This is a genomic window from Mesorhizobium sp. 01N446, assembly GCF_056399285.1.
This window is the reverse complement of record NZ_JBFTRA010000014.1, coordinates 96,007-112,914: the sequence shown is the minus strand read 5'-3', so window position 1 is coordinate 112,914 and position 16,908 is coordinate 96,007. Positions and strand designations below refer to the sequence as shown.

Annotated in this window: 18 protein-coding genes; 15 read left to right on the top strand and 3 right to left on the bottom strand. The window is 62.9% G+C overall.

Going from position 1 to position 16,908, the window contains the following annotated elements; all coding sequences use genetic code 11:
- Positions 1-59: 59 nt before the first annotated feature.
- The 7 genes from pyrE (at position 60) to era (ending at position 4,764) form a co-directional block, all read left to right on the top strand.
- Entirely contained in the window at positions 60-638 is a 579-nt protein-coding gene (gene pyrE, locus AC1DPX_RS32935) for an orotate phosphoribosyltransferase (RefSeq protein ID WP_202355116.1), read from the top strand.
- A gap of 13 nt (positions 639-651) precedes the next feature.
- Positions 652-1,032: a VOC family protein gene (locus AC1DPX_RS32930; protein WP_477242040.1), complete on the top strand. Its 381-nt coding sequence runs from the start codon at positions 652-654 to the stop codon at positions 1,030-1,032.
- A gap of 261 nt (positions 1,033-1,293) precedes the next feature.
- Positions 1,294-1,893: a DUF2062 domain-containing protein gene (locus AC1DPX_RS32925; protein WP_477242038.1), complete on the top strand. Its 600-nt coding sequence runs from the start codon at positions 1,294-1,296 to the stop codon at positions 1,891-1,893.
- A complete protein-coding gene (gene acpS / locus AC1DPX_RS32920) occupies positions 1,890-2,303 on the top strand; it encodes a holo-ACP synthase (RefSeq protein ID WP_202355113.1) in 414 nt (137 codons plus the stop codon). The genes AC1DPX_RS32925 and acpS overlap by 4 nt, the downstream gene beginning before the upstream one ends.
- Before the next feature lie 78 nt (positions 2,304-2,381).
- Entirely contained in the window at positions 2,382-3,131 is a 750-nt protein-coding gene (lepB, locus tag AC1DPX_RS32915) for a signal peptidase I (protein WP_010915103.1), read from the top strand.
- Between the two features lie 2 nt (positions 3,132-3,133).
- Entirely contained in the window at positions 3,134-3,847 is a 714-nt protein-coding gene (rnc, locus tag AC1DPX_RS32910; protein ID WP_202355112.1) for a ribonuclease III, read from the top strand.
- On the top strand, positions 3,832-4,764 hold the full coding sequence (era, locus tag AC1DPX_RS32905; protein WP_202355111.1) for a GTPase Era: 933 nt from the start codon (positions 3,832-3,834) through the stop codon (positions 4,762-4,764). Before rnc ends, era begins: the two co-directional genes overlap by 16 nt.
- 68 nt (positions 4,765-4,832) lie before the next feature.
- Here the strand turns inward: era and AC1DPX_RS32900 are convergent, their stop codons facing one another.
- Complete coding sequence (locus AC1DPX_RS32900) at positions 4,833-5,624, bottom strand: CPBP family intramembrane glutamic endopeptidase (RefSeq protein ID WP_477242036.1); 792 nt, start codon at positions 5,622-5,624, stop codon at positions 4,833-4,835.
- Between the two features lie 90 nt (positions 5,625-5,714).
- Positions 5,715-5,918: a hypothetical protein gene (locus AC1DPX_RS32895; RefSeq protein ID WP_477242034.1), complete on the bottom strand. Its 204-nt coding sequence runs from the start codon at positions 5,916-5,918 to the stop codon at positions 5,715-5,717.
- Between the two features lie 411 nt (positions 5,919-6,329).
- Between AC1DPX_RS32895 and AC1DPX_RS32890 the strand changes: the two genes are divergently transcribed.
- The 8 genes from AC1DPX_RS32890 (at position 6,330) to AC1DPX_RS32855 (ending at position 15,870) form a co-directional block, all read left to right on the top strand.
- The gene (locus tag AC1DPX_RS32890) at positions 6,330-7,496 is read left to right on the top strand and encodes a porin (RefSeq protein WP_477242032.1); all 1,167 of its coding nucleotides are present in this window, start codon (positions 6,330-6,332) and stop codon (positions 7,494-7,496) included.
- A 135-nt stretch (positions 7,497-7,631) separates the two neighbouring features.
- The gene (gene recO / locus AC1DPX_RS32885) at positions 7,632-8,393 is read left to right on the top strand and encodes a DNA repair protein RecO (protein WP_477242030.1); all 762 of its coding nucleotides are present in this window, start codon (positions 7,632-7,634) and stop codon (positions 8,391-8,393) included.
- 193 nt (positions 8,394-8,586) lie between these two features.
- Complete coding sequence (locus AC1DPX_RS32880) at positions 8,587-11,322, top strand: DUF2339 domain-containing protein (protein WP_477242028.1); 2,736 nt, start codon at positions 8,587-8,589, stop codon at positions 11,320-11,322.
- A 174-nt stretch (positions 11,323-11,496) separates the two neighbouring features.
- The gene (locus AC1DPX_RS32875; protein ID WP_202355105.1) at positions 11,497-12,015 is read left to right on the top strand and encodes an RNA polymerase sigma factor; all 519 of its coding nucleotides are present in this window, start codon (positions 11,497-11,499) and stop codon (positions 12,013-12,015) included.
- Positions 12,012-12,803, top strand: a complete 792-nt coding sequence (locus AC1DPX_RS32870) for an anti-sigma factor family protein (protein WP_477242026.1) — start codon at positions 12,012-12,014, stop codon at positions 12,801-12,803. Before AC1DPX_RS32875 ends, AC1DPX_RS32870 begins: the two co-directional genes overlap by 4 nt.
- A gap of 206 nt (positions 12,804-13,009) precedes the next feature.
- Positions 13,010-14,116, top strand: a complete 1,107-nt coding sequence (locus AC1DPX_RS32865; RefSeq protein ID WP_477242024.1) for a peptidase C39 family protein — start codon at positions 13,010-13,012, stop codon at positions 14,114-14,116.
- Positions 14,113-15,579, top strand: a complete 1,467-nt coding sequence (locus AC1DPX_RS32860) for a RimK family protein (RefSeq protein WP_202355102.1) — start codon at positions 14,113-14,115, stop codon at positions 15,577-15,579. The genes AC1DPX_RS32865 and AC1DPX_RS32860 overlap by 4 nt, the downstream gene beginning before the upstream one ends.
- A gap of 18 nt (positions 15,580-15,597) precedes the next feature.
- On the top strand, positions 15,598-15,870 hold the full coding sequence (locus AC1DPX_RS32855; RefSeq protein WP_202355101.1) for a DUF3303 domain-containing protein: 273 nt from the start codon (positions 15,598-15,600) through the stop codon (positions 15,868-15,870).
- A 12-nt stretch (positions 15,871-15,882) separates the two neighbouring features.
- On the opposite strand, the gene AC1DPX_RS32850 is transcribed toward AC1DPX_RS32855, so the two are convergent.
- Complete coding sequence (locus AC1DPX_RS32850; RefSeq protein ID WP_477242022.1) at positions 15,883-16,800, bottom strand: LysR substrate-binding domain-containing protein; 918 nt, start codon at positions 16,798-16,800, stop codon at positions 15,883-15,885.
- Between the last annotated feature and the right edge of the window lie 108 nt (positions 16,801-16,908).

Sequence of the window (16,908 nt, the reverse complement as noted above, 5' to 3'; positions counted from 1 at the left end):
CCCGAAAAGTGGGAACCGGTTTTCGGACAAGATCATGGTCAATCAAAAAAGGGACGCAGATGAAGACCGATGAAGTGCTGGGCATTTTCCGCGAGGCGGGTGCTGTTCTGGAGGGGCATTTCATCCTGACGTCCGGCCTGCGCAGCCCGGTCTTCCTGCAGAAGGCACGGGTGTTCATGCATGCCGACAAGACCGAACGCCTGTGCAAGGCGCTGGCCGAGAAGATCCGCGCCGCGGTGCCGGGAAAAATCGACTATGTCGTCGGCCCGGCGATCGGCGGCCTGATCCCGGCTTACGAGACCTCGCGCCATCTCGGCGTGCCGGCGATCTGGGTCGAGCGGGAAGGGGGCGAGTTCCGCCTGCGCCGCTTCGAGATCGCCAGGGGCGCGCGCGTCGTTATCGTCGAGGACATCGTCACCACCGGCCTGTCGATCCGCGAAACCATTGAATGCCTGCGCGAGCTTGGCGCCGAGGTGGTGGCGGCCGCCTGCATCATCGATCGCTCAGCCGGCAAGACCCATGTCGGCGTACCGCTGATCGCGCTCGCCGAATACGAGGTTCCGGCCTATCCGCCGGATCGGCTGCCGCCGGAGCTTGCCGCGATACCGGCGATCAAGCCCGGCAGTCGCAATATCTAGCGAGGAGGGCGAGATGATCGTCGGTATCGATCATTTCGTGCTGACGGTGGCGTCGCTCGAAGCGACCTGCGCCTTTTACCAGCGCGTGCTGGGCTTTGAGCGCATCGATACGCCGGGCCGACCGACGGCGCTGGCTTTTGGCAACCAGAAGATCAATGTCCACGAAGTCCGCCGCACTTTTGAGCCGAAGGCGAAGGTGCCGACGCCAGGGTCAGGCGATTTCTGCCTGATCACCGAACGGCCGCTCGACGAAATCCGTGCCCGTCTCGACGCCAATGGCGTTGTGCTCGAGCTGGGACCGGTCGAACGCATTGGGGCGCGGGGCCTAATGATGTCTGTCTATTTCCGCGACCCGGACGACAATTTGGTCGAGGTCAGCGAATACCGGCCTTAGCCGTCAGCAAGGCCGTGCCCTTCGGCGAAGCAACTGCCGGCTCCATAAATTCGCCGCGATTGTCCAATGTTCGAACCGAGGACTGCCTATGCCGAAAGGACGGCAACATGTAGGCGCCGCACAGACGGTGTTCGGTTGTTCTTCCGGAAGTGCGTCGCTATATCAACGTTGCGATTGCCATCGGGCGATCGTTTAGCGCAAGATGATACATCTCACATTCGGCAGATATTGCCGGCGCGAGAGCCGTGGAACGGGAACAGAGTGCTTTTTCGACGTCGCAAGCCTGATGGCCTTTTCGAACGGGTGCGCACCTATCTGTGGCCGCGCCGTTCGTTTTCGCGCTCGCTTCAGTATTTCTCGAAACGCATCCTGCGTCTGAAGGCCACGCCGCATGCGGTGGCCGCCGGGGTCGCGGCTGGTGTCTTCGCTTCGTTCTTTCCTGTTGGCTTCCATTTCATCATCGCCGCCGTTCTGTGCTGGGTGATCGCCGGCAATCTGGTGGCGGCGGCACTGGGCGCTGTTTTCTTCGGCAATCCGCTGACCTTTCCCATTCTGTGGGGCGCATCCTGGGAAACCGGCAAGCTCATCCTGCACGATCGCCTGCCGGCACATGGTCCGCCGGCGCATCTGGGCGAGATGCTGCACACGCTTTCCTTCGCGAAACTTTGGCATCCGGTGTTGGAGCCCATGCTGATCGGCGCGGTGCCGCTCGGGCTGGTGTTCGGTCTCCTGTTCTACGGTATCACGCGCTGGGGCATGAATGTTTTCCGCGAGCAGAGGCGCAAGCGGCTGGCCGAGCGCGCAAGCCGTCGCGAGAAGTCGGCCCATCCGGGTCCAAGCATCGGTTCCGCCGCACGATGATCATCGGCATCGGCAGCGATCTGATCGACATCAGGCGCATCGAGAAATCGTTGGAGCGTCATGGCCGGCGTTTCGTTGAGAGAATCTACACCGAGCTCGAACAGGCGCGTTCGGAGAACCGCCGTGCCCGCGCCGCTTCCTACGCCAAGCGCTTCGCCGCCAAGGAGGCCTGCGCCAAGGCGCTGGGCACCGGTCTGGCGCAAGGTGTCTTCTGGCGCGACATGGGCGTCGTCAACTTGCCCAGCGGCGCGCCGACCATGGCGCTGACCGGCGGTGCGCTGATTAGACTGCAAAATATCCTGCCCCCAGGGCATCGGGCGGCGATCCACCTCACTATCACGGATGATTTTCCGCTTGCTCAAGCCTTTGTGATCATCGAGGCGTTACCCGTCGAAGAAGCGCCACATTGATTGCATCTGACGACCGGCATTGACGTTGCCCAGCGCGCGCCGAGACTCTATACCATCCAACGCACAATCGAGGACGACATGAGCGTGGCTGAAAAATCCCAGAAGAAATCCGGCGGGCTTGGCGAAACCGTCAGCGTCATCGTCCAGGCGCTTTTGCTCGCCCTGGTCATCCGCACGCTGTTGTTCCAGCCCTTTTCGATCCCGTCGGGATCGATGCGGCCGACGCTTCTGGAAGGCGACTATCTGTTCGTCACCAAATGGTCCTACGGCTATTCGCGCTATTCGCTGCCTTTCGGACCTGACCTCTTCTCGGGCCGCATCTGGGGCTCCGAGCCCAAGCGCGGCGACGTCGTGGTGTTCAAGTTCCCGCCGGATCCGTCCGTTGACTACATCAAGCGCGTGGTCGGCCTTCCCGGCGACAAGATCCAGATGAAGAACGGCCAGCTCTTCATCAACGGCGTCGGCGTGCCGCGCGTCAAGACCGGCCAGATCGACAATCCCGACATCACCGAAATGCCTCAGCCGATCGACGTCTATCGCGAAACGCTGCCCAACGGCGTCAGCTACGACACGCTCGACCTCAATCCAAATTCGATCGGCGACAACACGCGTGAATTCGACGTGCCGCCCGGCCACTATTTCATGATGGGCGACAACCGGGACAATTCCGCCGACAGCCGGTTCACCGTCGGCTATGTTCCCGCAGAGAACCTGGTTGGCCGCGCCAACCTTGTCTTCTTCTCGATCGCCGGCAAGGCAAGCCCCCTCGAAATCTGGAAATGGCCGTCGCTGATGCGCGTTTCGCGCCTGTTCCATTTCGTCAACTAGGGATGGCAGCGGCAAAACGGCTGACCGCCGACGCGCTCGCCGAAGCGCTTGTGGAACGCACGGGCCATGCCTTTGCAGACCGCCAGCGCCTGCAGCGTGCGCTCACCCATGCCAGCGCCCGCGGCGCCAATGCCGGCACCGACTACGAACGTTTCGAATTTCTCGGCGACCGGGTTCTCGGCCTGGTCGTTGCCGACATGCTGCTGGCCGCGTTTCCCGATGCGGCCGAAGGCGAATTGTCGCTGCGGCTCAATGCGCTGGTCAATGCCGAGGCGCTTTCCGAGATCGCCGAACATATCGGGCTGCCGGACCTGATCCGCGCCGGATCGGATGTGCGAGGGCTGGAAGGGCGCAAGCGCGTCAATCTGCGCGCCGACGCGTTGGAATCGCTGATCGCCGTGCTCTATCTCGACGGTGGGCTGGAGGCGGCGCGCGCCTTCATCCACAAATATTGGCAGCCGCGTTCGCAGGCTTCCGGCGCGGCGCGCCGCGACGCCAAGACCGAATTGCAGGAATGGGCGCATCAGGCGGCGAGTGCCGTTCCGGCCTACCAGATCGACAGCCGCGAGGGGCCGGACCACGATCCGTTGTTCACCGTCAGCGTCAAGGTTGGCGCATTTCAGCCGGCGACCGGCAGCGGCCGTTCCAAACGTGAAGCGGAGCAGGCAGCCGCGGCTGCCCTTCTGCTGCGCGAAGGTGTATGGAACGCGGCATGACCGATATTGAAACTGCAGAAACCCCCGCCACGCATTCCGGCTTCGTCGCGCTGATCGGCGCGCCGAACGCTGGCAAGTCGACGCTGGTCAACCAATTGGTCGGCGCCAAGGTGTCGATCGTCACCCATAAGGTGCAGACGACGCGCGCCATCGTGCGCGGCATCGCCACACATGACAATGCGCAGATCGTCTTCGTCGACACGCCGGGCATCTTCAAGCCCAAGCGGCGCCTCGACACCGCGATGGTTACCACCGCGTGGGGCGGCGCCAAGGATGCCGATATCGTTTTGCTGCTGATCGATGCCGAGCGTGGCATAAGGGGTGATGCCGATGCCATCCTCGAACGGCTGAAGGATGTGCGCCAGCCGATGGCGCTGATCCTCAACAAGGTCGATCGGGTCAAGCACGAGACGCTTCTGGCCCTGTCCGCGGCAGCCAATGAAAGAGTGCCGTTCAAGCGCACCTTCATGGTTTCCGCACTGACCGGTTCCGGCTGCAAGGACTTGCTCGAATATCTGGCGCAGGCGCTGCCGGCCGGCCCCTGGTACTATCCGGAAGATCAGATTTCCGACCTGCCGATGCGCCAACTGGCGGCCGAGATCACCCGCGAAAAACTCTATCTGCGGCTGCATCAGGAACTGCCCTATTCCTCGCATATCGAGACCGAGAAATGGGAAGAGAAGCCGGACGGCTCGGTGCGTATCGACCAGACCATCTATGTCGAGCGCGACAGCCAGAAGAAGATCGTGCTCGGGCACAAGGGCGAGACCATTCGCGCCATCGGCCAGGCGGCGCGCATGGAGATCGCGGGTATCCTCGAGCAGAAGGTGCACCTGTTCCTGTTCGTCAAGGTGCGCGAGAACTGGGGCGACGATCCCGAGCGCTATCGCGAGATGGGGCTGGAGTTTCCCCACTAGGATAGTTCACCGTTTTGGTGCTCGCCGATCACAAGCATCGGGCGTGATCGGCGAATCCAGCACATGGCTCAGGCGGCGAGCGCAGCCATCCGCCGCCGGGCGAAGTTCTCCGCTCCGTAATAGACGACGATGGCGACCGCGATGATTGCCCAGATCGCCACGGCGATCCACTGCTGCTGCACATAGTCACCGCCGGTGAACACCTTGCCCAGGAAGCGGACGCTGTTCTGGTGCGTGACGTGCATGATGATGGCGAGAAGCACGCTGCCGGTGTTCTGATAGAGCCAGGTGAACACGACGCCCGCCAGTACGACGTTCAGGGTGCTGTACAAGCTGAGGTCGCCGACAAGGCCGAGCGGAAAATGCCAGATGGCCCAGATCACGCCGAGAATCAGGCTGCCGGTGAGTGCCGGCTGACTGGCAAGCAGACGTGGCGTCGCAAAACCGCGCCACCCCGGCTCTTCGCCGAGCGGGCCGCTGAAGACGGCATAGAGCGCGATGATCGGCAGCATCTCGGAGAGAGCCGGGATGTTGCTCCAGGCCGGTGCCGCGGTGCCAAACAGCGGATTGATCAGGATAGAGGCCAATTGCGTTGCGAACGGCAGGCCGAACGCCACCAGGTACCATATCGGACGAACCCGCCACCTCACCATCGCGCTGAGAATGGCCTTGACCGAACTCCAGCCGCCGGAGACAGCCGCGACGATAAAGCCGGAGACCATCGGACCGAACGTGAACCAGGGAATGCTGTCACCATGCGACTGGTAGAACGGAATGAAGGCCAGCCAGGTAAGGCCAATCGTCAATGAAAAGAAGGCGGTCAGCTGGTGCCTTCGCACCAGGCTCAACAAGGAAGTCATCTCAAGTCCTCTCAACGGGCAGCGTCTATGAGAGGTCGCCGGACTGCCCGATCGGTCGACATGCCTCAGGAAACGAGCCGGCCGAATTGTTCAGCGGGCTGTGTCGACCACATCGGCCGACCCCGGGACTTTTGGCGTCTTTGCGGCCAGAAATCCCGAGCGCTTTCTGAAGGATTTCTGATTTTCTTGCGGCCGATTCTGTTTTCCGTGCCCGGTCTGCTCCATCACGCAATCATCGATGCGGCCCAGGCGAGTTTGGCTTGCCCCGGCAAAGCCGATCGGCTGCGCGGGCATCGTCGCAGCATTGGCGTACTCTCAAAAGAGGATGAGCTGCAACTGTCATTTCCGCGAAAATAGTAAGGATATCTTCGAAAAATCAGAGTTATATTACCGGTTTCAGCGAATCTTTCGAAATATAGAGCCTTGAAAATATAGTTAGTCGGGAAATTTCCAAGATATGTATTTATTTTGTGACGTTGTGCCGATTGTGCCGTCTCGAGTGTTATTTGTGCAACACAGCATAAAACTGTTCGAGGAATCGCTGTTATTTCCAAAACCGTCATTGAAGGCGGAAGATTGATGGGTATGTTCGCCGCGAAAAGGGGACGCGGTGCGCGCCTTTTCGTTGTGGGGGTGAGGCGGGACAACATATCCGCCAGCCACAAATCCGAAGCCATTTAAAACTATGACTGGAGAGGTCAGAAAATGAACATCAAGAGCCTCCTTCTCGGCTCAGCCGCGGCCCTGATCGCGGTCTCCGGCGCTCGCGCCGCGGACGCTGTCGTCGTCGCCGAACCGGAACCGGCCGAATACGTCAAGATCTGCGACGTCTACGGCGCCGGCTACTTCTACATCCCGGGCACCGAAACCTGCCTGCGCATCGGCGGCTATGTCCGTTATGACATTGGTGCCGGCGATGTCGGCTCTTTCGATGGCGTCAACCATGTTACTGACAGCATGGGCGATGGCGATCACTCGACCTGGTACAAGAACACGCGCTTCACGCTGAAGACGTGGACTGGCCAGGAAACCGAACTCGGCACTTTGAAGACCTATACCGAGACTCGATTCAATTTCGGCAACAAGTCTGGCGACTACTCGGATCCTGATGGTGCAGGCCCCAAGACTGCGAGCACCGATTGGCAGGCGGTTAACAAGGCTCTCTCGCTGCGTTACGCCTGGATTCAGCTTGGCGGCTTGCGCGTCGGCAAGGACGATACGGCTTTCGATACGTTCACCGGCTATGCCGGTAGCGTCATCCAGGACACGCTGGTTCCTTATGGCGGGCAGGAGAGCAACGTCGTTCAGTACAACTTCGACGCAGGCAATGGCTTCTCGGGGGTTGTCTCGCTCGAAGAAGGCGCGGGCGCCAATACAATCGACAGCTACATCCCGCATGTCGTCGGCGGCTTGAAGTACAAGGCCGACTGGGGTGCGATCACCGGCGTCGTCGCTTATGACAGCAACTACGAAGAAGTCGCTGGCAAGGTTCGCCTTGACGTTAAGGCAACCAGCGAATTGTCGCTGTTCTTGATGGCCGGCTACGGCACGGACGACAACCTCAACGACTCCGCCATCGCCAAGGGTCGCGGCTACTACAAGCAGTGGGGCGGCAGCTGGGCAGTCTGGGGCGGCGGTACCTACAAGTTCAACGACAAGACCGCGTTCAACGCCCAGGTCTCTTATGACGACTGGAAGAACCTCGGCATCGCCGCCAACGTTGCCTATACCCTTGTGCCCGGCTTCACGGTCACCGCTGAAGTTGACTACCTCAATGCCGGTAAGTTCGGCGACCCCGACTTCAACAACTGGACCAAGGCTACCAAGAAGAGCAGCCTCGGCGGCATCCTCCGCTTCCAGCGCTCGTTCTAATAGATCGACAGATACCACCGAGCCGCCCGCAGCATATTGCTGCGGGCGGTTTTTTTTGTGCGTTGGTGCGAGGGCCGGCCCAGGCGCCAGGCCCATACCTTGATTTCGCCACCCGATCGGTGAAAAGCTCTAGGCATGGAATGGCGCGACGAGGGAATCATTCTCGGCACCCGCAAGCATGGCGAAACCAGCGCCATCCTCGAGGTGATGACCCGCGCGCATGGCCGCCATCTCGGTCTCGTGCGCGGCGGTCGTTCGCGCAAGCAGCAGCCCGTTCTCCAGCCCGGCAATCGCGTCGACCTGTTGTGGCGGGCCCGGCTTGACGAGCATCTTGGCACATTCCAGGCCGAGGCGATCGAGATGAATGCCGCCAGGCTTATGGACAGCGCCGTCGCCGTCTACGGCCTGCAGACGATGGCCGCGCATTTGCGCCTCTTGCCAGAGCGTGACGCCCATGGCGGCCTCTACGAGGCACTTTCCGTGATGATCATCCATCTCGACGATGCCGATGCCGCCGGCGAACTGGTGGCGCGCTTCGAGCTCCTGATCCTCGATGAACTCGGTTTCGGCCTCGATCTCAGCCATTGCGCCGCCACCGGCACAAGGCAGGATCTGGCCTATGTCTCGCCGAAGTCGGGCCGCGCGGTGTCGCGCGAAGCAGGCTTGCCATGGCGCGACAAGATGCTGGCGCTGCCGGCCTTTTTGCAGCGCGGCTCCGGCCTGCGCGGAGATCCGGCCGCGATCGAGGATGCCTTCCGGCTCACCGGTTTCTTCTTTACCCGCCACGTCTACGAGCCGCGTGCCATCGAACAGCCCGATGCTCGCGCCGGCTTCCTCGCCGCCTTGCGCAAGCATCACGCGACGCGCAAGGCCATTGCCGGAGACAATGCCGCATGAGAGAGGTCGAACCTTATTCACGCTGGGTTCGTCGTTTGGAGCCAAGCACTTGGCTTTCGGTGCCAAGACATGTTCGATATTTCCAGCCGCCAGTCTGGTGGCACGTTGAGTTTTTCCAGCCGTTTAGCCGCCGTATTTGGATGTCAGTGAGATAAAACGTCAGTGAAAACTGGCCTGGTTTGGGGGAACCGCCATGTTTGAAAGCCTGATCGGCCTTGTCGCCATCATCGCCTTGTTCGTCATCATTTCGCGTCAGCAGAGCCGCATCGGCCTTGTCGAGCGTGAGCTTGGCGCGCTGCGCAGTCTCGTCCTTTCAGGCGCGGTGCCGCCGGCAGCGAAGCCGGCAGAACAGATGGCGGCCGATGGCAAGGCGGAAGCGGCGCCTTTCGCTGCGGCAGCGGCCGATATCGCCTCGCCAACGGTGAGCGAACCGGTCGCGCAGGCGCCGGCTACAGAAACGGAAGCTCCGGCCGGCGAGGCTGTGTCCGGCCCCTGGTCCGCGGTCGAGGCTCCCAAGGCAGCAGAACCTGCCGAGCCGGCTGCGGCCCCCAAGACTCCCGGCAAGCCGGACATCGAAACTGCGCTCGGCACCCGCTGGGCGGTCTGGGTCGGCGGTATCGCGCTGGCGCTGGGTGGCCTGTTCCTGATCCGCTACACCATCGAGGCGGGCATTTTTGGCCCCGGCGTGCGGCTTACCATGGCGGCGGTACTCGGGCTGGTGCTGGTCGCCGGCGGCGAGTTCATTCGCCGCACCGGGTTCAAGGTGCCCGTGCAAGGCGTTGCCGGTGCCTATATTCCGGCGATCCTGACGGCGGCTGGTGCCTTCATCCTGTTCGGCACCGTCTATGCCGCGCATGGAATTTACGGCTTGATCGGCCCGGCGCTTGCCTTCACGTTGCTCGGTGCCATCGGCGTGGCGACGATCGCAGCCGCCCTGGTCCATGGCCAGGCGCTGGCCGGCATCGGTCTGGTTGGCGCCATGGTGACGCCGGTGCTGATCGCCTCGCAGGCGCCCAACCCCTGGGCGCTGTTCGGCTATCTCGCCATCGTGCTCGCCGCCGCCGGCGTCATCGCTCGCATGCGCGACTGGAAGGCGCTGATGGCGGCGGCCTTTTTCGGCACCGGCATCTGGACAATCCTCTACATGAGCGACGCGCCGGGCGCTAACCTGTCTGCCATCTTGTTCATCGACGCCGTCACCCTGGCTGTGCTCGCTTTGGTCTGGCTAGGCGGCCATCGCGACGAAACCGCCAGGGTCTTCGACTGGCCGTCCATCGTGCCTGGCCTGTTCGTTGCCTTCTCGGCGCTGGGCCTGTCGGTCGACCCGGCCTTCGCCACGGCCGGCTACGCCTTGCATGGCGCCGCGATCCTGGCCGTAATGGTGGCCGTCGCGCTCTATCGCCCGCTGGCGCTGCCGCTGCTTTATGCCGCCGGACTGGCGACGGTCATGATCTATCTCGGCATCATCCCGCCAGCTTCGATCGCGTCCGACTTTTCGGCCGGTGCTCTCGGTGTCGATGGCTTGCCCGTGGCCACGTCCAATGCCTTGACCTTGCGCATCGGCATCGCACTCGGCCTCGTCTTCATCGGCGCGGGCCTGTGGGGCGCCCGCAAGTTCGCGGCGTCGTCCCGGCCGCGATCCGCCTCTTGGGCGGCATGGGGTGTCGCCGTGCCGCTGGTCATCCTGCTGGCGCTCTGGTTCACCTTCGGCAATCTCGACCGCGACTTTGTCTATGCCGCCGTCGCCGCGCTGCTGGTCATGGTTTTCGCCGCCGGCGGCGATTGGATCGCGCGCGCCGAAGAGCCGCCGCTCAAGGGCGGGGTGGCCGTGTCGTTTGCCCTCAGCGGTGCGGCGCTCGCCGGCCTTTTGATGCTGCACATGGCTTTCAACTCCGGCTGGACCACCATTCTGCTCGGTGCGGCAGTCATCGTGCCGGCGCTGGCCACGCGCTGGCGCTCTTATCCCGTGCTTGGCTGGATTTCGGTTGGTGCCGTGATCGCCGTGCTTGGCCGTGTCGCCTTCGATCCGACCATCGTCGGCGCCGAGTTCCTGTCGACGACACCGGTGTTCAACTGGCTGCTCCCGGGCTATGGCGTTCCGGCGCTCGCCTTCGGCTTCGCCGCCTGGCAGCTCGCCCGCACCACCAATGGCCGGCCGCGCCTCGTCATGGAAGCGGCGGCGGCGCTGTTTGCGCTGCTGACACTTGCCATGCTGGTGCGCCACGCCATGCATGGCGGCGTCATCGACACTGGTCCGATGACGCTCGCCGAGCAGGCGATCTACACGCTGATCGCCATCGGTGCCGGCGCCATCCTTGTCGCCATCGACATGCGCTCGCCAAGTTCGGTGCTGCGCTATGGTTCGATGGCGGTGGGCGTGGTTTCGGTCGCCTTGATCGTCATCCGGCATTTCGTGGTGCTCAATCCGCTGTTTACGGACGAATCGACCGGCCGAATCCCGGTCTTCAACCTGTTGTTCCTTGCCTATCTCCTGCCGGCCGTCGCCGCCGGCGGACTGGCGCTCTATGTCAGAGGCAAGCGGCCAAAATGGTATTCGGCAATGCTGGCACTGGTCGCGGCGCTGCTTGCCTTTGCCTATGCCACTTTGTCGGTCAGGCGCCTGTTCAAGGGCGAGTTCATCGGCCTGTGGAGCGGGCTTGGCCAGTTGGAGACCTACTCCTATTCGGCGCTCTGGCTGGTGATCGGCGTGGCGCTGCTCACCGCCGGCGTCTGGCTGAAGTCGCAGGTGCTGCGCATTGCCTCGGCCGCGTTGATAGCGATCGCCGTGCTGAAGGTCTTCCTCTTCGACATGTCGGAGCTGGAAGGCGTGCTCAGGGCGCTGTCCTTCATCGGCCTCGGTGCGGTGCTGATCGGCATCGGGCTGTTCTACCAGCGGCTTTTGACGAGGGCGGCGAGGGAAAACGGATAAAGGCAAGCAAGAACAACAAGATTTCAGTCTGGTCGGGAATAATTTGACCAATCCTCTCGTTATCTCATTGCTTGGGTGACCGGGGCGGCGGACCGCTTCGCGCTGGCCGCTTGCGTCGCGCTCGGAAGGCGCGTTGAATCGGGTTCAATAAGGGCGATTTCAGAACCAGCGGTCATGGACGAAAAGAAGGCAGCAATCCTCGGCGAAATACCGCGCCTGCGCCGCTACGCACGCTCGCTGTTGCGCGACCGCGATTCTGCCGACGACCTCGTTCAGGACTGCCTCGAGCGCGCACTGATGCGGCTCGACAACTGGCAGACGGGAGAAAGCCCCAGGAGGTGGCTGTTTACGATCATGCATCATTTGTTCATCGACCAGATGCGCAAGGTGAACCGTCGCGGCGAAGCGGCGATGCTGCCCCTGGAAGCAGGCGAGGCGGTTGCCCAGCCAGCCGAGCAGTTGGAGGGCATCGCCTCGCGTGAGATCATCGACGCGCTGCATGCGATCAGCCCCGATCGCCGCGCGGCCCTTGTCCTGGTCGCCATCGAAGGCTTCTCCTATGCCGAGGCCGCCAACATGCTGGGCGTGCCCGCCGGCACGCTGATGTCGCGCATCGCACGCGGACGTGAGGAACTGCGCGGCTTGCTGGATGACACGGCGCGCCGCCGCGCCATAAGGATCGTCGAGAAATGATCCGCCGCGATTTTTCAGAACGTGACATCCACATGGCGCTCGACGGCGAACTGCCGGCCGACGAGCGTGCCGCCTATGATGCCTGGCTCGACGCCAACCCCGAGATGAGGGCCAGGAGCGCCCGCTTCACAGCCGACCGGGAGGCATTGCGCTCGGCCTTTGCCGGCGTGCCGGATGAGCCTGTTCCCGCGCGCTTGCGCAAGGTGGTGCTCGGCGAGGCGCCCGTTAAGGCTGCGGCGCCGCGCTCGCGCTGGTGGCTTGCCGCCGCAGCGGCCGTGCTTTTGGCCACGGGCGGTTTTGGCGGTTATTTTGCCGGCATCGACGGCACCGCACAGGAGGATCCGGCGGAGGATCGGCTTGCCGAACAGGCGATTGCCGCCCATGTCATCTACGCCGCCGAGAAGCGGCATGCTGTGGAAGTGCCGGCCAGCGACAAAGATCATTTGCAGACCTGGCTGTCCAATAGAGTCGGGCTGAAGCTGGTGGCGCCGGACCTGACCGCGAACGGCTTCCAACTGATTGGCGGCCGGTTGCTGCCCGCCGGCGACAGCAAGGCCGCGATGCTGCTCTACGAGGACGACAAGGGTGAGCGCGTATCGCTCTTCGTCACCGCGGAATCAACGGAGAACGCCAAGGGCACCTATGCTTCGGCGCAGGACGGTCCGCAGGCGGTCTACTGGCTGGACAAGGGCTATGGCTGCGCCGTCGTCGGCTCGCTGCCGCGCGAGCAATTGGCGGCCGTGGCCAAGAGTGCCTATGGCCAGCTTCTGGCTGGCCTCGCAAGCTGAGCGGCCGCAATTATTCGCGGCCGGTGGTCCGTCAAAACAGCGATCCTGTTCAAAGCTCGCGGGCTTCCTTGCCGCCGCGGAAACTGTCACAATTCGGCCCTAATCAAGGAGCGATAGCGCTTGATGAATACCGGCGCTTCGGCCGGTGTTTGCGACGCTTTTGACCGGGCCGTTTCCGCAACGCAATCGAGGTTTTCTCAAGTCGCATGCCTGCCGAGATCCGTACGGCCCGCGYGTCTGACGTCGATGATCTCGCCGCCATCGAGAAAGCCGTTTTCTCGAGCGATCGCATCTCCCGTCGCTCCTTTCGCCTGTTCATCGAGCGCGAGACCGCCGAGACGCTGGTCGCCGAAGTCGATGGCCGCGTCGCCGGCTACGCGATCGTGCTGTTTCGCAAGGGCAGTGGCGTGGCGCGGCTCTACTCCATAGCCGTCGGTCCTTTTTTCGGCGCGCTCGGCATCGGGCGCCAGCTTTTGACGGCGGCGGAGGAGGCGGCCTTCGAGCACGACCGCATGATGCTGCGCCTGGAAGTGCGCGAGGACAACGGCCGGGCCATCCGCATCTACGAGCAGGCCGGCTACCGCAAGATTGGCCGCGAGCCGGGCTATTACGAGGACGGTGCGACCGCGCTTCGTTATGAGAAAACCCTGCGCGGCGACCTTCCGGTGGCCACAAGAGTGCCGTTCTACCAGCAGACCTGCGAATTCACCTGCGGCCCGTGCTGCCTGATGATGGCGATGGCGAATTTCGACCGGGATTTCGTGCCCGATCCGGTGATGGAAATTCGCCTCTGGCGCGAGGCGACGACCGTCTTCATGATGTCGGGGCCGGGCGGCTGCGAACCATTCGGCCTGGCTGTTTCCGGGTATGAAAGCGGGCTCGCGGCGGAGATCTTCGTTTCCTTCTACGGCGCACTGTTCCTGCAGTCGGTGCGCAGCGAGGACAAGCGCCGGGTGATGGAACTGGCCCAGGTCGACTTTCGCCGCCGCGCGGAACAATATGGCATCCCGGTGAATTATCGCCCGTTCACCATCGACGACATCAAAACCGCCATCGCCGCGGGAAAACTGGTGCTGGTGCTGATCAGCGGCTTCCTGATGTTCGGCAAGAAGGTGCCGCATTGGGTGCTGGCCATCGGCGATGACGGCGATCATATTCTGATCCACGATCCCTGGGTCGAGGACGAGAGGCAGGAAACCATCCTTGATGCCGCCAACATTCCCGTGCCCTACGGCATCTTCATGAACATGGCGCAGTTCGGCCGCGACGGACTGCGTGCCGCCATCACTCTGGGGAAGCGCGACACAAAATGACCTGGGTCATCCTTACCGGCCGGCAGAGCGATCTCGACCAGGTGGCGACACCGCATAAGATCATCACCAACCGCGACTATCTCGCGCATCCTTCGCTGTTTCGTGGCCAGCGGCCGAAGGTCATCAACCTGTCGAACAATTACGGCTACCAGAGCCGCGGCTACTACGCCTCGCTGCTGGCGAGCTCGCGCGGCCACAAGGTCATCCCGACCGTGGAGACGATGATCGACCTGTCGGAACGCAAGCTCTACGAGCATGCGCTGCCGGAGCTGGAACTGGCGCTCAACAAATGCCGCAAGGACCTCGGCGGCGCCTTTCCGGCCAAGGTCTGCATCTTCTTCGGCATCGGTCCCTCCAAGGTGTGGGACCGCTTCGCCAAGCTCCTGTTCGACTGGTTTCGGGCGCCGGCGCTCGAAGTCCACATCAAGGACAGCGCCGAATGGGCGTCGATCCGCAAGATCGGCTTCCATCCGCTGGCGCGCATGACCGAGGACGAAGAAAAAAACTTCATCCAGTGCCTGGAGACCTACACCAACCGCGAATGGCGCGATACCAAGGGGCGCACGCCGGCGCGCTACACCTTCGCCACGCTGGTCGATCCGCATGAGGAACTGCCGCCGTCGGAAATCTCGTCGCTGCGCTACTGGGCCAAGATCGCCGAAAAGATGGGGGTCGAAATCGAGCCCATCACCAAAAAGGATCTCGCCAAGCTCGCCAACTACGATGCGCTGTTCATCCGCGAGACCACCTCGATCTCCAACCACACCTATCGTTTCGCCCGCCGCGCCCAGCAGGAAGGCATGCCCGTCATCGACGATCCGCTGTCGATGATCCGTTGCACCAACAAGGTCTATCTCAACGAGCTGATGGCCTACAACAAGGTGCCGGTGCCGCCGACCGTGATGATCGCCGGCACCTCCGATTTCGAACTGGCCGCGCAGACACTGGGTTTCCCGCTGGTGCTGAAGATCCCGGATTCGTCCTTCTCGCGCGGCGTCAAGAAATGCGAGAATCTCGAGGAACTGACACGGCTTGCGACCGAGTGGCTGGAAGATTCCGACCTCCTCATCGCGCAGAAATTCATTCCGACCGAATATGACTGGCGCGTCGGCGTGCTCGGCGGCCAGCCGCTGTTTGCCGTGCACTATCTGATGGCCAAGAAGCACTGGCAGATCGTCAACCACAAGGCCAATGGCAAGCCCGACCAGGGCGGCATCAAGACCTTCACGCTGAAGGAGACGCCGCCGCATGTCGTCGAGACCGCGGTCAAGGCGGCACGCTGCATCGGCGACGGCCTTTACGGCGTCGACCTCAAGGAGACCAAGGACGGCGTCTTCGTCATCGAGGTCAACGACAACCCGAATCTCGACCACGGCTGGGAGGACTCCGGCGAGAAGGACGAGGTCTGGGTGCGGCTGACGCAGTGGTTCCTGGAGCGGCTCGACCGGCCGGGGCGACAGTAGTTCAGCCAAGGGGAAAACATGCAGTTCATCGTGATCGAGGATTTCACCGGCTGCGACCGCAAGGATATCTACCGTCGCTTCCGCGATCGGGGCCGCCTGAAGCCGGATGAGCTGGTCGTGCACCACAGCTGGATCGCCGCGGATATGAGCCGCTGCTTCCTGCTGGTGGAGACGGACGACGTCACGCTCCTGCAGCGCTGGGTGATCGAATGGGCTGATCTGGTCGAGTTCGAGATTGTTCCAGTGGCGACGAGCAAGGACATGGTGGCGGCCTTGAGCGGGCACCTCTGACCATCGCCATCGTCAGGTCAGCKCCGGCGCGCCCACGGCGCGCCGGCATTCCTCGATCAGCCAATCGCGGAACGCCACCACGACATCGCGCCTGGCGCTGCGTTCGGGAATGGTCAGGCAATAGGGCTGGCGCAGCGCGATCGCCCTGGCAGCGGGCCGGACCAGCCTGCCGTCCTCCACCGCTTCGGCACAATAGACCCCTTGCGCCAGCGCCACGCCCAGCCCCGAAATGGCGAGGTCGAGGGCGGCGCGCGACGAGTTGGCCGACAGGCCGCGCTGCGCCCCCCGGCCGGGCTGGACGCCTTCCGCCTCCAGCCAGTTTCGCCAGGACGGAAACGAGGCGCCGGTCGGTCCCCAATCGGTGTGGATCAGCGGCAGCCCTGCGAGTGGACCGCCGTCAGCCTTGATCCTGCTGGCAAGTTTTGGCGCGCAGACGGGATAGACGGCGTCCCGGGCGATGTCCTCGGTCGGGTGCTCGCGATAATGCGGACCGTAGGAGAGCCTGATATCGATCAGCTCACGGTCGAACGGCACCGGGTCGTCATCGCCGCGCAGCGATATGTCTGCGGCGCCGTGGCTTGCGACGAAGCCGGCGAGGCGCTGCGAAAGCCAGCCCATCGCCATCGAAGGTGGCACCGATACCACCAGGCGCGGGCGGAAGGCATCGCCGCCCAATTCGCGCGAGACGCTGCCGATTTCCTGGAAGGCCATGGTCAGTCGGGGTAGCATTTCCACGCCGGCCTCGGTGAGGACAACCTTGCGGTTGACCCGGTGGAACAGCTTGCGCCCCATCTGTTCCTCGACGGTGCGGATAAGCTGGCTGACAGCCGCCGCCGAGACCGAAAGCTCTTCCGCCGCCGCGGCAAAGCTGCCCGTGCGCGCCGCAGCCTCGAAAGCCTGAAGTCCTTTCAGCGATGGAGATGTGACCATAGTCGCCAGATAGATAAGATGAACTTATCCAAATTGCAGGAATCGTCGTTTTTGGAAAGCTTTTTCATCGACTAGAGTGGGCTCACCAAATCGCCAGACTGGATCGAA

Coding starts and splice junctions, on each gene's coding strand:
- recO (WP_477242030.1), top strand. CDS start 7,632: ATGGAATGGCGCGACGAGGGAATCATTCTCGGCACCCGCAAGCATGGC.
- acpS (WP_202355113.1), top strand. CDS start 1,890: ATGATCATCGGCATCGGCAGCGATCTGATCGACATCAGGCGCATCGAG.
- AC1DPX_RS32895 (WP_477242034.1), bottom strand. CDS start 5,918: ATGCCCGCGCAGCCGATCGGCTTTGCCGGGGCAAGCCAAACTCGCCTG.
- AC1DPX_RS32860 (WP_202355102.1), top strand. CDS start 14,113: ATGACCTGGGTCATCCTTACCGGCCGGCAGAGCGATCTCGACCAGGTG.
- era (WP_202355111.1), top strand. CDS start 3,832: ATGGAACGCGGCATGACCGATATTGAAACTGCAGAAACCCCCGCCACG.
- AC1DPX_RS32880 (WP_477242028.1), top strand. CDS start 8,587: ATGTTTGAAAGCCTGATCGGCCTTGTCGCCATCATCGCCTTGTTCGTC.
- AC1DPX_RS32875 (WP_202355105.1), top strand. CDS start 11,497: ATGGACGAAAAGAAGGCAGCAATCCTCGGCGAAATACCGCGCCTGCGC.
- AC1DPX_RS32890 (WP_477242032.1), top strand. CDS start 6,330: ATGAACATCAAGAGCCTCCTTCTCGGCTCAGCCGCGGCCCTGATCGCG.
- lepB (WP_010915103.1), top strand. CDS start 2,382: ATGAGCGTGGCTGAAAAATCCCAGAAGAAATCCGGCGGGCTTGGCGAA.
- AC1DPX_RS32930 (WP_477242040.1), top strand. CDS start 652: ATGATCGTCGGTATCGATCATTTCGTGCTGACGGTGGCGTCGCTCGAA.
- rnc (WP_202355112.1), top strand. CDS start 3,134: ATGGCAGCGGCAAAACGGCTGACCGCCGACGCGCTCGCCGAAGCGCTT.
- AC1DPX_RS32855 (WP_202355101.1), top strand. CDS start 15,598: ATGCAGTTCATCGTGATCGAGGATTTCACCGGCTGCGACCGCAAGGAT.
- pyrE (WP_202355116.1), top strand. CDS start 60: ATGAAGACCGATGAAGTGCTGGGCATTTTCCGCGAGGCGGGTGCTGTT.
- AC1DPX_RS32870 (WP_477242026.1), top strand. CDS start 12,012: ATGATCCGCCGCGATTTTTCAGAACGTGACATCCACATGGCGCTCGAC.
- AC1DPX_RS32900 (WP_477242036.1), bottom strand. CDS start 5,624: ATGACTTCCTTGTTGAGCCTGGTGCGAAGGCACCAGCTGACCGCCTTC.